The following is a 15158-nucleotide window of genomic DNA, read 5'->3' as shown; positions in this document are numbered from 1 at the left end:
AGGTCACGCGTCCAGCTCGCGGGCGACCGCGCGGAGCACCGACGCCACGCGACCCGACACCTTGTGGTCGGGACGGTGGCCGCGCCGCAACTCGGGTTGGACGGTCGTCTCGAGGACCTTGATCATGTCCTCGACCATCCCGTGCAGCTCATCGGGGGAGTGTCGTGGGCCGCCACGGGGGGCACGATCCTGCACGACGGTGGGCTCCTCGTGGACGACCACCCGCAGAGCCTGGGGACCACGCCGACCGGAGACCATGTCGAACTCCACGCGCTGGCGGGGCCGGAGCGTGTCCACCCCGTCCGGGAGCGCGTCGGACCGGACGTAGACGTCCTCCCCGCCCTCATGGGACAGGAAGCCGAAACCCTTCTCCGCGTCGTACCACTTGACCCTGCCACTGGGCACCGCGAACCACCTCTCCACACGATCGCGCACACGTGCGACCGACATCCACCACGAATCACTCGAGACTACCCTCGCCGAGGCGGTGGCCCGGAGCCCCCGCCGGGCCGGTACCCTCCCCCGTGTGACCTCCGACGCCCGACCCCCAGCCGACGACCCCGATCCCTGGGCGCCCCACGCGGCCGAGCCCGCCCCGGCCCGGCCCAGACGCCGCGGTCTGTTCGTCGCGGCGCTCGCCGTCTTCGCCGTCGGTGTGGTGTTCACCATCCTCGCCGCACTCACCCCGTTCGTCCTCGACAGGGACGCGCCCACATTCCTGTACGTCGGCGCGATGGTGTTCACCCCGGTCGGGTTCCTTTTGGGGCTGCTGTACGCGATTCTCGGCTCCCGGCCGCCCAGGGTGTGACGGAACCCACTCTCTCCCGAAGTTCCAGGTAACAAGCCGATAACGTCGCCTCCCGCCCCACTGTGTGACCTGGTTTTATCTCAGAATGGTGACGATCCGGCATCAAGCCGCTACTGTTCGGGGCAGACTCGTCAGCGAGTTGGCATCGGACGCACCACCGAACCCCGCCCTGCGGCCGATGCGACATTGACCGTTACCGGGCGGGGACGGGGGACCCGATCAGGGCCCACCTCGGGCCGGCGACCGCAGGTCGCCTTGGGGTCAAGCCGCCGCAGGCGGCCGGGCGCACTCGTCCGAACCCGACAGCTCACCCCGTAGGCACAGAGTGAAAAGGACTGACGCGTATATGACCTCGAACACCGGACGCCACCGCGCTGCCGCCACCGCCTCCGCGCCCAGGACGGCGGTGAAGGTCGTCCTCGCGGGCACCGCGTTCTCCGCCGCCGGGCTCGCCCTCGCCCCGGCCGCCAACGCGGCCCCGGACTCCGACTGGGACCGTCTGGCCCAGTGTGAGGCCGGCGGCAACTGGGGGATCAACACCGGCAACGGCTACCACGGCGGGCTGCAGTTCTCGCCGAGCACCTGGGCGGCCTACGGCGGCACCCAGTACGCGCCGACCGCCAACCAGGCGACCCGCGAGCAGCAGATCGCCATCGCCGAGAAGACCCTCGCCGGACAGGGCTGGGGGGCATGGCCCGCCTGCTCCGCCAAGCTCGGCCTGAATTCCGCCCCGACGCCTCGCGACGTGGCCCAGCCCGCCCCCGCACCGGCAGCCCCGGTCGCGCCGGCCGCCCCGGAGGCCGTCTCGGCCGCCGAGCACGTCGCGACGCTCACCGCGTTCGCCGAGGGTCGCGGTCTCGCGCTGCCGATCACCGACGGATACCAGGCCAACAAGGATCTCGTCGACGCCGCGTACGCCGAGAACCAGACGGCCGTGGACGGGTTCTTCGCCACCTACCTGGCCAACTGACCCCGGTCGACCCGAACGCGAGAACGGGCCGCCACTCCCTGCAGGGGGTGGCGGCCCGTTCTCGCGTCTACACCGTGCGAGGCACACCGCGTGATCACGGCGTGCGGGGAGGTCAGCGGGTCGGCACGGACTTGTTGACCACGGTCTCCGGGTGGACGTAGTTCAGGCGCTCCTGCGGCAACGGGAAGATCTCCTGCCCGAAGGGCGACAGCCCCCCCGCCACGAGCGCAGCTAGTTCGGTCACCGGGTGCTCGCCGAACGAGTCGTCGGGCCATCCCGGGTTGTCGTAGGTCAGTTTCTTGGCAGCCACGTGGTCAGTCTCTCACCTCGAGCCCGATCCGTCAGCAACCGGGTCGGATACCCCCGCCACCGGTACTCACCGCCGGCCGGATCTCACTAGGCTGGTACGGATATGCCGACCTCGCGCACCACGCCCCGACACCCCACCAGCGGTGAACCCGACTTCCCCGCCTGGCTGGCCGGCCTGTCCGACGACACACTGGTGCGACTGTGCGAGCTGCGTGCGGACGTGGCCTCCCCTCCCCCGGCCTCGCTCGGCGTGCTCGCCTCCCGCCTGCGGTTGCCGGCGTCGACGGCGCGCGCGATGGGCACCCTGACGTGGCCCGACCTGCTCGTGCTGGCCACCGCCGCCGCGCTCGGAGCCGATTCCGGCCCGGTGCCGATCGGTGCGGTGTCGGGGCGCCTCGGTGTCGACGACGACGACCCGGCATTCCGCGCAGCCGTCGACACCCTCCGTGATCTCGCACTGTTCTGGGGCGACCCGGCCCACGCCCGGATCGTCCCGGTCACCGGGGCCGCGGTCGACGCGGCGCCCGTCGAGGCCCCCCTCCCCGGGGAGCCCGTCGGAGCCCACCTCGACACCGCCTGGAGCGGCCTGTCCGACCGTGCACTGGGCGTCCTCGGGGCCGTCGCCCGCGGTCGCACGCCGGTCGGAGCCCTCGGACCCGCCGCGTCCGAGACCGTCCGCGCGGCGGCCGCGGAACTGGCGGACGCCGGGCTGGCCTCGGTCACCGGCACCGCCGGGGGCGAGGTGGTCGTGCCCCGCGCCCACGCCCTGGACCGGGCCCGACACGGAGCCCGCCAGAGCGGCTCGTCCCTCCTCGACGTCCCCGCGTGGTCGGCTACCGGCACGGCGGCCGGTGGGCCCGGATCCGCGGGGGTCCCGACCGGGCGGGCCGCCTCCGCCAGGAGCGCCGCCGAGAGCAACGCCGCCGAGACGGCGGACGCCTCCGGGGGTGTGGCGGCCCTCGACCTCCTCCACCGGTGCGACGCGCTCCTCGCGGCGCTGTCCCGCCACCCGGCCGCCACCCTCAAGGCCGGCGGGGTGGGCGTGCGGGAACTCCGTCGTGTCGCCCGTGCCGCCGGCGTCGACGAGCACGAGGTCCCGCTTCTGCTGGAGGTCCTCGCGGCCGCCGGCCTGATCGCCGTCGGCGACACCGACGTGGGCGAGACCGGTTTCGACTCGGTGTGGGCGCCCACGGAGGCCGCGGACGTGTGGTCCGCACGTGATCGCGCGCGCCGCTGGGCCGAACTCGTCCTGGCCTGGTGGTCGATGCCCCGTGCCCCGTGGCGGGTCGGCTCCGAGATCGAGGGCGGGGGCACGGTCCCCGCCCTCGGCGAACCGGTCGGTCCGCCCGCGGCGGGCGAGCGCGACCGGGTCCTGCGCGCCCTGTCCCGGCTCGACCCCGGGGCAGAGCCCGGTGACGACCTGCTGCCGGAGGTCGTCCGGTGGTTCTCGCCGGTGTGGTTCTCGCGGGCCGGGTCACGGACCTGCACGCAGACCGTGGGCGAGGCGCGACGGCTGGGCCTCGTGGTGGGGACCACCGCCACCAGCGCGGCCAGGATCCTGGTCTCCGTCCCCCCCGCCGCCGGTCCCCCCTCGGCCGACGAGCTCGAGCCGGTCCTGACGGCGGCACTCCCCGAACCCGTCTCCGAGGTGATCGTCCAGGCCGACCTCACCATCCTCGCCCCCGGCCCGCTCGTCCCGGAGCTCGCGGCGGACTTCGCGCTGCTCGCCGACGTCGAGTCCGCGGGCGCCGCCACCACCTACCGCGTGACCGAGACCTCCCTGCGCCGGGCGCTGGACTCGGGACGTACAGCCGCCGGGATCAGGGATCTTCTCGCCCGGACCTCGATCACCCCGGTCCCGCAGTCCCTCGACTACCTGATCGAGGACGTCGCACGGAGGCACGGCCGACTCCGGGCGGGGGCCGCGTTGTCGTTCCTCCGCTGTGACGACCCGTCTCTGGTGGCCCAGGTCCTGGGCTCCCCGGTGGCGGAGAGTTGCGCCCTGCGTTCAGTCGCCCCGACCGTCCTCATCTCCCAGGCCCGTCCGTTGGATCTCGTCGAGGCCCTCCGGGAGCACGGGTACGCGCCCGTCGTCGAGGACACCTCCGGCGCCGTCGTCGCACTCACCCGCCCGGTGGCCCGGGTCCGGGCCACGTCCCCCGGCCGCACCCCCCGGGTCCCGACGCGAGCCGCCAGCACCGGCGAGCTCCGTGCGGCGATCACGGCGATGCGCTCGGCCGACCGCGTGCGGTCGGCTCGCGGCTCCTCGGGTGACGGGTACACGGGTGAGGCCGCCATCGCCCGCCTGCACGAGGCCGCCGGGTCGGGCACCGCGGTCACGGTCTCCGTGGTCGACGCGCAGGGTCGCTCGACCTCGCGGCTCGTCATCCCCGTCTCCGTCGCGGGGGGCCGGATCGAAGGGGTGGAACCCGATTCCGCCGAGGCCGTGACCCTGCCGTTGCACCGCGTCATCTCGGTGGCCGACGTGGACCCCACCCGCTGACCCCACCCGCCGGCCCGACCCTCCGTGGCGATTTCCGGGACACTGGAGGGTCGGACCCACGCGGGCCCGCGAGAACCGAGGAGAACCGAAGTGAGTGGTGGACCGCTGATCGTCCAGTCGGACAAGACCGTGTTGCTGGAGATCGACCACGACCAGGCAGGCGACGCCCGGCAGGCCCTGGCCCCGTTCGCCGAACTCGAGCGCGCACCCGAACACGTCCACACCTACCGGATCACGCCGCTCGCCCTGTGGAACGCGCGGGCCGCCGGTCACGACGCCGAGCAGGTCGTCGACGTGCTGGTCACCTACTCGCGTTTCCCCGTCCCACAGCCGCTCCTGGTCGACATCGCGGACACCATGGCCCGCTACGGCCGACTACAACTGGTCAAGAGCCCGGTCCACGGTCTGACCCTCATCTCTCTCGACGCCGCAGTGCTGGCCGAGGTCAGGCGACACAAGAAGATCGCCCCGATGCTCGGGGCGGAGATCGACGCCGACACCGTCATCGTCCACGCGTCCGAGCGCGGCCGGCTCAAGCAGGAGTTGTTGAAGGTGGGGTGGCCGGCCGAGGACCTGGCGGGGTACGTCGACGGCGAGGCCCACGAGATCTCCCTGTCCACCGAGTCCGAGCCCTGGGAACTCCGCGACTACCAACAGATGGCCGCGGACTCCTTCTGGGCGGGCGGCTCCGGGGTCGTCGTACTGCCCTGCGGGGCCGGCAAGACCATGGTCGGCGCCGCGGCGATGGCCCGCGCCAAGGCCACCACGCTCATCCTCGTGACCAACACCGTCGCCGGTCGGCAGTGGAAGCGCGAACTGCTCGCCCGGACCACGCTCACGGAGGACGAGATCGGTGAGTACTCGGGCGAACGCAAGGAGATCCGCCCGGTCACCATCGCCACCTATCAGGTCGTCACCCGCAAGACCAAGGGCGTGCACCGGGCGCTGGAGCTGTTCGACTCCCGGGACTGGGGGCTGATGATCTACGACGAGGTGCACCTGCTCCCGGCACCGGTCTTCCGGATGACCGCGGACCTGCAGTCGCGTCGCCGTCTCGGGCTCACCGCCACACTGGTCCGCGAGGACGGCCGGGAGGGCGACGTGTTCTCCCTCATCGGCCCCAAGCGCTACGACGCCCCCTGGAAGGACATCGAGGCACAGGGGTGGATCGCCCCGGCCGACTGCGTGGAGGTCCGCGTGACGCTCACCGAGAACGAGCGGATGATGTACGCCACCGCCGAGGCCGAGGACAAGTACAAGTTGTGCTCGACCGCCCGCACCAAGATCGCGGTGGTGAAGCAGATCCTGGCCAGGCACAGCGGGGCCCCGACGCTGGTGATCGGCGCCTATCTGGACCAGCTGGAGGAACTGGGAGTCGAGCTGGACGCCCCGGTGATCCAGGGTTCCACCTCCAACAAGGAGCGGGAGAAGCTCTTCAACGCCTTCCGCGCCGGGGAGATCTCCACGCTGGTGGTCTCCAAGGTCGCCAACTTCTCGATCGACCTGCCCGAGGCGAGCGTCGCCGTGCAGGTCTCCGGGACCTTCGGCTCCCGGCAGGAGGAGGCCCAGCGGCTCGGGCGTCTCCTGCGCCCCAAGAAGGACGGCGGACAGGCGCACTTCTACTCCGTGGTCTCCCGGGACACCCTCGACGCCGAGTACGCCGCCCACCGCCAGCGGTTCCTCGCCGAGCAGGGATACGCCTACCGGATCACCGACGCCGACGACCTGCTCGGGCCGGAGCTACCCGAGATCGGCTGAGCGCACACGGTCCGCCCTGGGCCACCCTCGCCGGGACGCCTGGGATACTGGGCCCATGGCCTCCGATCGCACCTCCCGCCCGCCTCACGAGCAGTACCGCCTCGCCGACTTCCCCGTGGACGACGCCTGGGTCCGGAAGAACAACGAGAGCCTGGCCGAGGTTCGCCGGCTGCAGTGGTCCGCCGGGATCCTCGGGGTCGTCGTCCTCGCCGCCGGGACCGGGATGCTCCTCTACTCGGACCTCGAACCGTGGGGCTGGATCATCGCCGCGCTGGCCGGCGTCTTCGCGATCGGGTGCCTGGCCATGATCGGGTACATCCCCCGGAAGATGGGATCCATGGCGCACGCCTACGCCACCTCGGAACTCGTCCCGGCGATCGTCGCCGAGGTGCGACCGCGTGGGCTCACCCTGCTGGCCCTGGTCGACCGGGCCGTCGACCGTTCCGCGGGCTCGCTCCCCGCGCTGGCCGTCCGCAGCTGCGAGAAGATCCCGGGTCACGACGTCCGGGTGGGCGCGCGGGTGCCCTGCGTCGCCGTGGTGGGGAACCGCAGCGCACGCGGAGGCGACAACCTCTACCAGTTCATCTCCCCGATGCCCGTCGCCTGGGCCACCCCGGACGCCGCCGTGCTACGGAGACTGACCAGGGAGATCCCGGCCGGCGAGTGGGAGACCCTGCGCCAGAACCTCGACCGGGTCTCAGAGGTGTCGGCGTCTCCGGCCAACCTCCTGCCACTCGACTGAGAGCCCTCCGAACGCTCGCGACCGTGGGCCTCACCCGACGCTCCTTCACCTGTGAGCAAGTCGTCACGGCACCGTGATCCGCCGCCACTGCGCGGAAACACGCGCTTTCTAGCCTGGTCGGCACAGGCTAGAAGGAGGTCTCCACATGACCGAGCACATCGTCGTCGTCGGACACGGAATGGTCGCCCACCGGTTCGTCTCCACCCTCGCGTCCCGGTGGGCCACCGCCGATCTCACCGTCACGGTGATCGGCGAGGAGACGGACCCGGCGTACGACCGCGTAGGCCTCTCCTCCTACGTCGGGGCGTGGGACCGCGAGTCGCTCCACCTCGAGGACGCGCGGCACGGCGCCGACCCGCGGGTGACGGTGCGATCGGGTCACCTGGTCACCGCGATCGACCGCGAGTCCCGGGAGGTCGAACTCTCCTCGGGCGAGCGGATCGCCTACGACACGCTGGTCCTCGCGACCGGCTCGCGGGCGTTCGTCCCACCGGTGCCCGGACATGACCTCCCGGGATGTCACGTCTACCGCACCCTCGACGACCTCGACGGGATCCGCGCGGCCGCCGAACGCGCCGGGGCGGGCTCCCACGGCGTCGTGATCGGCGGTGGATTGCTCGGGCTCGAGGCCGCCAACGCGGTGAGCCTGCTCGGGCTCACGCCGCACGTGGTCGAACGCAACGAGCGGCTCATGCCACTGCAGGTGGACGCCGGTGGCGGCCACGTCCTGGCGTCCCTGATCCGTGAACTGGGGATCGAGATCCACCTCTCGGTGACCGGCACGGAGATCGCCGAGACGCCCGACGGCCTGACCGTCCGACTGACCGACGACGAGGGTGTCACCACGGTCGTCGACGCCGCCTTCGTGGTGTTCTCGGCGGGCGTCCGCCCGAGGGACGAACTCGCGCGGCTCTCCGGTCTGGACACCGCCGAGCGGGGCGGCATCCTCACCGACCTCGGGTGCCGGACCTCGGACCCGAACATCTACGCGATCGGCGAGTGCGCTGCCATCGACGGCACCTGCTACGGGCTCGTCGGTCCCGGGTACACCTCCGCCGAGGTGGCCGCGTCCACGATCCTCAGCGGCGAGGGGGAGTTCACCGGGGCCGACCTGTCCACCAAACTCAAGCTCCTCGGGGTGGACATGGCGAGCTTCGGCGACGCGCACGGCGTCACGCCCGGATGCCTCGAGGTGGTGGTGAACGATCCCGTCGCGGGGACCTACTCCAAGCTGGTCATGAGCGACGACGCCCAGACCCTCCTGGGTGGGGTGTTCGTCGGCGATTCCGGGCCGTACTCGCTGCTCAAGCCGCTCGTCGGTCGCACGCTGCCGTCCGCCGACCCGATCTCTCTCATCTCCCGCTCCACCGGTGGCGATTCCGGTGTCGGGGTGGAGGCGCTCCCCGACGAGGCGCAGATCTGCTCGTGCAACGCCGTCACCAAGGGCGACGTACGCGAGGCGATCTGCGGCGGCGCCTGCGACGTGGCCGACCTCAAGTCGTGCACCCGGGCCGGCACCTCGTGCGGCTCGTGCATCCCCCTGCTCAAGCAGGTCCTCGAGGCGGAGGGGGTCGAGCAGTCGACGGCGCTGTGTGAGCACTTCGAACAGTCCCGGTCGGAGCTCTTCGAGATCGTCACGGTCACCGGCATCCGGACCTTCTCCGGCCTGATCGAGCGCTTCGGCCACGGTTCCGGCTGTGACATCTGCAAGCCCACCGTCGCGTCCATCCTGGCCTCCACCAGCTCCGACCACGTCCTCGACGGGGAGCAGGCCGCACTGCAGGACACCAACGACCACTTCCTCGCAAACATCCAGAAGAACGGCACCTACTCGGTGGTGCCCCGGATGCCGGGCGGTGAGGTGTCCGCGGAGCAACTCATCGTGATCGGCGAAATCGCCCGCGACCACGACCTGTACGTCAAGGTGACCGGCGGTCAGCGCATCGACATGTTCGGCGCGCGCGTCGAGGAACTGCCGGTGATCTGGAAGCGACTCGTGGACGCCGGCATGGAGTCGGGGCACGCCTACGGCAAGTCGTTGCGGACGGTCAAGAGCTGCGTGGGCACCTCGTGGTGCCGCTACGGACAGCAGGACTCGGTCGGGATGGCGGTGCTGATGGAGAACCGCTACCGCGGACTGCGGGCACCCCACAAGATCAAGATGGCGGTCTCGGGGTGCGCGCGGGAATGCGCCGAGGCCCGCGGCAAAGACGTCGGCGTGATCGCCACCGAGACCGGCTGGAACCTGTACGTCGGCGGCAACGGGGGCGCGACGCCCCGGCACGCGCAACTCCTCGTCGGTGACCTGACCGACGAGGAGCTGATCCGCTACATCGACCGCACGGTGATGTTCTACGTCCGGACCGCCGAGCGGCTCCAGCGGATGGCGCCCTGGCTCGAATCGATGGACGGCGGCATCGACCACCTGCGCGAGGTCGTGTGCAAAGACTCCCTCGACCTGGCCGCCGAGCTCGAGGGCCGGATGGAGGCCCACGTCGCGGGCTACGTGGACGAGTGGTCCGCGGTTCTGGACGACCCCGACAAGCTCGCCCGATTCGTGTCCTTCGTCAACGCGCCCGAGTCCCCGGACCCCACCGTCGAGTTCGAGGAGAAGGACGGCCGCAAGGTCCCGGTGCTCCTCGGCTCCCCCGCGATGCCCGCACGAGTCTGACCCACCCGCACACCCCGAAAGGACACCGTCATGACCGCAACACTGTCCCCCACCGAGATCGAGGTCTGCCCCCTCGAGCGGCTCATCCCGGGGCGGGGCGTCGCCGCCCTGCTGCCCGACGGCCGACAGATCGCCGTCTACCTCCTGGACGACGGCAGCGTCCACGCCCTGTGCAACATCGACCCGATCGCCCGGGCCGCCGTGATGAGCCGCGGTCTCGTCGGCGACCGCGGGGGGGTCCCCGTGGCCATCTCCCCCATCGGCAAACAGGCCTACGCGTTGGAGGACGGGCGCGGGGTCGACGACGAGTCGTACGGACTGTCCGTGTTCCCGGCCCGGGTCGTCGACGGCACCGTCCTGGTCTCCACCGAGGCCGCGATCCGACACCAGACGAGCCGGATCGCCGCGTAGCCGGACCAGCCGGATCGCCGCAGAGGGCGACACCGCTTCAGAGAGCGGCACCGCTTCAGAGAGCGGCACCGCCGGAACCCACGAGAGACGTCAGGCGCCACCACATGGTGGCGCCTGACGTCGTGTCGCGTACTCCCTGACAGGTCCCGGAACGCCCCGCGGAATACCCGCGGACACCATCGACCGCGGGGCCGCAGACCTCTGGTCAGACCGTGAGCCGGTACCCGCGTTTGACCACGGTGGTCACGAGTCCGGGATCCCCGAGTGCCCTACGGAGGCGGCCCATCGCCGTCTCCACGGCGTGCGGGTCGGCGCCGTCGCCCGGAAGCACGGCGAGGAGTTCCTCCCGGCTCACGCACTTGCCCGGCCGGTCCGCCATCGCGCGCAGAAGTGCCAGCGGCGCCGGCGAGAGCTCGATGGGCCGACCGTCCATCAGGACCCCGGCCGCACACACGGTGAGCTCGTGCCCTGCCACGGCGACGGGCCGGGACCGGGCGACCAGCTCGTCGGTGACGTGCCGCATGAGCGCACCGAGGCGCATCCGGTCCGGCATCGACACGGGTACACCCAGGTCGACCAGCGGCTCGGCGGTCACCGGTCCCACACAGAGGGCGGCGACCGGACCGGACAGGGCGTCCAGCACGTCGTCGTGGATCCCCATCAGGTCGGCCCGCTCGAGCATCGACACCACGGCCGGGGCGGCGGTGAACGTCACCCCGTCGACGCCCGCCCGGGCGACGGTCCGGACGAGGTCGTCGAACGCCTCCAGGTCCTCGGGTAGCTCCCAGCGGTAGATCGGCACCACGATCACCTCGGCCCCCGCCGCGCGGAGCCCCTCCACCAGGGGGGCCATGGGATTCCAGTCCGAGCTCGCACCCTGGAGCTGCACGGCCACGGTGAGGCCGTCGACCCCGCGCTCCAACAGCATCTCCAGCAGTTCGGGGGTCGCCTCGCTCGCCGCCGACGCGTGTTCGCGCAGACCGGCGGCCCGGAGCGCCCCGGTGACTTTGGGCCCGCGCGAGTACAGCGGCACCCGTTCCATGAGGGCGTGCAGGTCCCGGGAGTAACCCCACTCCTCGCACACCTGCGTCCACCACCGGACCCCGGTCGCCGTGGTGAGCACCATGAGGTCGGCGGGAGCGGCGAGCACCTGGGCGGTGGCCGAGCGGACGAGTTCGTCCTCGGCCACGGGGATCATCCGGATCGCCGGGGCGTGGAGGACCGCCGCACCCCGTCGTTCGAGCAGAACCCTCTGTTCCGACGCCCGACGCGCAGCCGTCACCGCGACCGTGCGGCCCAGCAGTGGTAAGTCGTCGTTGGTGGTCACGATGTCCATCCTGCCGCAGTCGTGTGTCGTCCATGTTTCCCCGCCGTCGAGGCGGGGGATGGGCGGATCACCGGAAAGGGGTCGGTCACGCGCAGTCACGCAACCAACCGCAGATGCCGTCCACGGCGGCGGTGCACCCCCCGCACCCGGTCCCGGCACGGGTCCGTGACGCCATCGCCGCCGCGTCCCGGTCCCCCTCGGACCAGGCGTGGACGAGGTCGGCCTTGCTCACCCCGTTGCACCGGCAGACCACGGCTGCGGCGGGCATCGTCGACGGGGAGTCGGTGGTCGCGGCGCCGGCCCGGCCGAGCACCACGGACAGCACGTCGTCGGGTACGGGCAGGGCGTGTTCGTAGAGCTGGGTGAGGAAGCCCACGGGCTCGGGATGACCCACGAGAACGGCGCCGGTGACCCGGGCGTCCACCACGTCCACCCGGGCATACCGCCCGCGGGAGGGCTCGCAGACCATGGTCACCTCCACCCCCGGGTCGTGGACGTCCTCGGTGAGCTCCCCCAGCGAGACGACGTCGACCCCGAACGCCTTCAACCTGGTCACCGCGGCGCCGCCGAGGTATCGCGAGCCGGGGTCCGCGCCGGCGATCCGGGCGGACACCACGCCGGCCTGATCCCAGGCGGGACCGACCAGTCCTGTCACGCACCCGCGGTGTTCGGCGCAGTCGCCGATCGCGCTGATGGCCGGGTCACCGGTCCGGAGGGTGTCGTCGACGACGATCCCCCGGCCCACCTCCAGTCCGGCGGCCTCGGCCAGCCGGGTGCGGGGGCTGGTGCCGGCCGAGAGCACGACGGTCCGACACCCGATCTCGGTGCCGTCGTCGAGTCCCAGCGCCGTGCCGTCCCATCGCGCGGCCCGCGCACCGGTCACCACCCGGACACCGAGTTCGTCCAGTGCGCGGATGAGCACGCGCCCGCCGCCGGAATCCAGGTGGGAGTCCATCGGCCAGGCCCGGGGGTGGACGACGACGACGTCGCGGCCCGACCGCGCCAGTGCGCACGCCACCTCGAGACCGATGAAGCCGCCACCCACCAGTGCGACCCGACCGGGGTGCTCCTCGAGGTGAGCGGTGAGCCCCCGGCAGTCCGAGGCGTCGCGGAGCGGGAACACGCCCGAGGCGAGCGTCCCCTCCGGTCCACGGACCCCCTCGATCGGCGGGATGGTGGCCTCGGAGCCGGTCGCCAGCACCAGGTGGTCGTAGGGGACGCGCTCGCCGTCGTCGAGCTCGACCTCCCGGGCCACCCGGTCGATCCCCCGCACCGGGGCGGACGTGCGCATTTCGATGTGGTTTCGGTCCCACCACCCGGTGGGCTTGAGCCGGGTGGCTCCCGGGTCGCCCATCCCGCCGGCAACGACGTGGGAGAGCATGATCCGGTTGTACGGCGCCTCGGGCTCCGCGCCGAGGACCGTCACCGACACCGTCTCGGGATCCGGTTCGGCGCGCCGTATCTCCTCGGCGAGCCGGGCACCGGACATTCCGGCCCCCACCACCACCACCCGCATCACGCGGCCTCCAACCGGACCGCGCACGCTTTGAACTGCGGCATGCGGCTGTAGGGATCGAGCTCGGGCAGGGTCATCAGGTTCGCTCTGGCCGGCCCGGCGAAGTGGAACGGCAGGAACAGGGTGTCGGTCCGCATGTCCTCGTCGCACCGCACGAGCGCCTCGACGGCACCGCGGCGGGACACCACCCGGGCGCGACCGCCGTCGTCGAGGCCCACGGCCCGTGCCACGACCGGGTGGACCTGGACCCACATCTCGGGGTCCGCGGAGAGCAGTTCCGGAACCCGCCGGGTCTGCGCACCGGACTGGTAGTGCGAGAGCACGCGTCCCGTGGTCCCCAGCAGCGGGTAGTCCGCACAGGTGTCCTCCGCGGGCGGGTCCACGGCGGCCACGGCGAAGCGGGCGCGGCCGTCCACGGTGGCGAAGCGATCGAGGAACATGCGCGGCGTTCCGGCCGGGGTGTCGGCGCCACACGGCCAGAACAGCGCCTCGCCGGCATCGAGGCGGTCCCAGTCCATGGCCGAGTAGTCGGCCTTGCCCCCGGCAGAGGCGCGCGCCAACTCGTCGAACACCTCCCGTGGGTCGGTCGGGAATCGATCCGGGCGCCGCCCGAGACGACGCGCGAGCTCGTTCCAGATCCACAGTTCGTCGCGGCAGCCCTCCGGAGGCGTGACCGAGCGGCGTCGACGCAGCACCCGGCCCTCCAGGTTGGTCAGCGTGCCCTCCTCCTCGGCCCACTGCGGGACCGGCAGGACGACGTCGGCGAGTTCGGCGGTCTCGGAGAGGACGAAGTCGGCCACCACGAGTGTGTCCAGCGAGCGGAGCCGAGCCGTGACCCGGTCGGCGTCGGGCGCGGAGACCACGGGGTTCGAGGCGTGGAGCAGCATGGCCGTGGGCCCGCCGGGCTGTCCGAGCGCGTCCAGGAGCTCGAAGGCCGAGAGCCCGGGGCCGGGGATCTCCTCGGGTTCCACGCCCCAGACCGAGGCGACGTGTGCGCGGGCGACCGGATCCGTGATCATCCGGTACCCGGGCAGCTGGTCGGCCTTCTGCCCGTGTTCCCTGCCACCCTGGCCGTTCCCCTGGCCGGTGAGGGTGCCGTAGCCCGTGCCGGGCCGACCCGGTAGGCCCAGTGCCAGCGCGAGGGCGATCACGGCTCCGACGGTGTCGGTCCCCCGTGAGTGCTGCTCGGCGCCGCGGGCGGTGAGGACATAGGCACCCGTGCCCGCGTCCCTGGAGCCCGCCAACAGCTCCACCGTGCGTTCGAGTTGGTCGGCCGAGACGCCGGTGACGCGTTCGGTGCGGTCGGGCATCCAGTCCGCCGCGATCGCCCACGCGTCGTCGAAACCCGACGTGCGGGCGGAGACGTACTCGGTGTCCAGGTGACCGCCCACCACGGCGACGTGGAGGAGCCCCAGGGCGAGTGCCGAATCCGTGCCCGGCCGCAGCCTCAGATGGATCCCACCGCCGTCGACGGCCCGGTGGGCGGTCGCGCTGAGGCGCGGGTCCGCCACCACCAAGCCGCCGGCTGCCGCGGCCGTGTCGAGGTGCTGGACGAACGGAGGCATGGTGTCGGCGGGGTTGGCACCGATCAGCAGCACCGCCCGGGCGTCGTCGAGGTCGGTCACGGGGAACGGCAACCCCCGGTCCAGCCCGAAACTCCGGTTCGCCCCGGCCGCCGCACTCGACATGCACCAGCGGCCGTTGTAATCCACGAGTCTGCTCCCCAGCGCGAGGCGGGTGAACTTGCCCAGTGTGTAGGCCTTCTCGTTGGTCAGGCCACCCCCGCCGAATACCGCCACGGCGTCGGGGCCGCCCGTGGCCTGCGCCTGTCGGATGCCGTCGGTGACCCGGGTCAACGCGGTGTCCCAGTCGGTCGGCCGCAGGCGCCCGTCCACCCGGATCAGCGGCGTCGTGATCCGATCCGGGTGGTTGAGCAACGCTGCCGACGTCCAGCCCTTCCGACACAACCCGCCCCTGTTGGTGGGGAACTGCTCCGGGGTGATCGACGCCGGTCCGTCACCGGCGGACGGGGTCACCGACATCGCGCACTGGAGTGCGCAATACGGGCAGTGGGTGTGTGTCGGCGGGCCGGTCGTCGTCAACGCGTGCACCATGTGTCCTCTTCGTCTCGATCGTCAGCCGC

The 15158-nt window shown here is 72.1% G+C and carries 12 protein-coding genes and 1 riboswitch; of the genes, 7 read left to right on the top strand and 5 right to left on the bottom strand.

The features are described 5' to 3' along the window. Positions 1 to 3 precede the first annotated feature (3 nt). Positions 4 to 405, bottom strand: coding sequence for a cold-shock protein (locus tag ABIE38_RS00130; protein WP_179524659.1), 402 nt, complete (start codon positions 403 to 405; stop codon positions 4 to 6). A gap of 121 nt (positions 406 to 526) precedes the next feature. Between ABIE38_RS00130 and ABIE38_RS00125 the strand changes: the two genes are divergently transcribed. Together ABIE38_RS00125 and ABIE38_RS00120 are read left to right on the top strand one after the other, a co-directional pair. Beyond that, positions 527 to 808 carry a hypothetical protein gene (locus ABIE38_RS00125; protein WP_354053456.1) on the top strand — a complete coding sequence of 94 codons (282 nt, stop codon included), beginning with the start codon at positions 527 to 529 and terminating at the stop codon, positions 806 to 808. A gap of 178 nt (positions 809 to 986) precedes the next feature. Then, positions 987 to 1143, top strand: a riboswitch (cyclic di-AMP (ydaO/yuaA leader). An 11-nt stretch (positions 1144 to 1154) separates the two neighbouring features. Next, positions 1155 to 1778 carry a transglycosylase family protein gene (locus tag ABIE38_RS00120; protein WP_179524657.1) on the top strand — a complete coding sequence of 208 codons (624 nt, stop codon included), beginning with the start codon at positions 1155 to 1157 and terminating at the stop codon, positions 1776 to 1778. A 112-nt stretch (positions 1779 to 1890) separates the two neighbouring features. Here ABIE38_RS00120 and ABIE38_RS00115 read toward each other — a convergent pair whose 3' ends face one another. Next, positions 1891 to 2088, bottom strand: a complete 198-nt coding sequence (locus tag ABIE38_RS00115) for a hypothetical protein (RefSeq protein WP_354053455.1) — start codon at positions 2086 to 2088, stop codon at positions 1891 to 1893. Positions 2089 to 2190: 102 nt separating this feature from the next. Between ABIE38_RS00115 and ABIE38_RS00110 the strand changes: the two genes are divergently transcribed. The 5 genes from ABIE38_RS00110 (at position 2191) to nirD (ending at position 10172) form a co-directional block, all read left to right on the top strand. Next, positions 2191 to 4590, top strand: coding sequence for a helicase-associated domain-containing protein (locus ABIE38_RS00110; protein ID WP_354053454.1), 2400 nt, complete (start codon positions 2191 to 2193; stop codon positions 4588 to 4590). A 90-nt stretch (positions 4591 to 4680) separates the two neighbouring features. Next, a complete protein-coding gene (locus tag ABIE38_RS00105) occupies positions 4681 to 6348 on the top strand; it encodes a DNA repair helicase XPB (protein WP_346034362.1) in 1668 nt (555 codons plus the stop codon). Between the two features lie 55 nt (positions 6349 to 6403). Further along, a complete protein-coding gene (locus ABIE38_RS00100; RefSeq protein WP_354053453.1) occupies positions 6404 to 7090 on the top strand; it encodes a DUF3239 domain-containing protein in 687 nt (228 codons plus the stop codon). 145 nt (positions 7091 to 7235) lie between these two features. Next, entirely contained in the window at positions 7236 to 9761 is a 2526-nt protein-coding gene (nirB, locus tag ABIE38_RS00095; RefSeq protein WP_354053452.1) for a nitrite reductase large subunit NirB, read from the top strand. Positions 9762 to 9791: 30 nt separating this feature from the next. Further along, a complete protein-coding gene (gene nirD, locus ABIE38_RS00090) occupies positions 9792 to 10172 on the top strand; it encodes a nitrite reductase small subunit NirD (protein WP_354053451.1) in 381 nt (126 codons plus the stop codon). Between the two features lie 205 nt (positions 10173 to 10377). Here nirD and ABIE38_RS00085 read toward each other — a convergent pair whose 3' ends face one another. The 3 genes from ABIE38_RS00085 to ABIE38_RS00075 all read right to left on the bottom strand — a co-directional run bounded on the left by ABIE38_RS00085 (position 10378) and on the right by ABIE38_RS00075 (position 15129). Then, positions 10378 to 11508, bottom strand: coding sequence for a uroporphyrinogen-III synthase (locus ABIE38_RS00085; RefSeq protein ID WP_354053450.1), 1131 nt, complete (start codon positions 11506 to 11508; stop codon positions 10378 to 10380). Between the two features lie 76 nt (positions 11509 to 11584). Next, the gene (locus tag ABIE38_RS00080) at positions 11585 to 13042 is read right to left on the bottom strand and encodes an FAD-dependent oxidoreductase (RefSeq protein ID WP_354053449.1); all 1458 of its coding nucleotides are present in this window, start codon (positions 13040 to 13042) and stop codon (positions 11585 to 11587) included. Continuing rightward, positions 13015 to 15129 (bottom strand): molybdopterin oxidoreductase family protein, encoded by a 2115-nt coding sequence (locus ABIE38_RS00075; protein WP_354053448.1) that lies wholly within the window; start codon positions 15127 to 15129, stop codon positions 13015 to 13017. The genes ABIE38_RS00080 and ABIE38_RS00075 overlap by 28 nt, the downstream gene beginning before the upstream one ends. Between the last annotated feature and the right edge of the window lie 29 nt (positions 15130 to 15158).

This window comes from Dietzia sp. 2505 (assembly GCF_040546785.1).
Classification (GTDB): domain Bacteria; phylum Actinomycetota; class Actinomycetes; order Mycobacteriales; family Mycobacteriaceae; genus Dietzia.
This window is presented reverse-complemented; position numbering and strand designations above follow the sequence as displayed.

Coding starts and splice junctions, on each gene's coding strand:
- ABIE38_RS00085 (WP_354053450.1), bottom strand. CDS start 11,508: ATGGACATCGTGACCACCAACGACGACTTACCACTGCTGGGCCGCACG.
- ABIE38_RS00075 (WP_354053448.1), bottom strand. CDS start 15,129: ATGGTGCACGCGTTGACGACGACCGGCCCGCCGACACACACCCACTGC.
- ABIE38_RS00100 (WP_354053453.1), top strand. CDS start 6,404: ATGGCCTCCGATCGCACCTCCCGCCCGCCTCACGAGCAGTACCGCCTC.
- nirB (WP_354053452.1), top strand. CDS start 7,236: ATGACCGAGCACATCGTCGTCGTCGGACACGGAATGGTCGCCCACCGG.
- ABIE38_RS00110 (WP_354053454.1), top strand. CDS start 2,191: ATGCCGACCTCGCGCACCACGCCCCGACACCCCACCAGCGGTGAACCC.
- nirD (WP_354053451.1), top strand. CDS start 9,792: ATGACCGCAACACTGTCCCCCACCGAGATCGAGGTCTGCCCCCTCGAG.
- ABIE38_RS00120 (WP_179524657.1), top strand. CDS start 1,155: ATGACCTCGAACACCGGACGCCACCGCGCTGCCGCCACCGCCTCCGCG.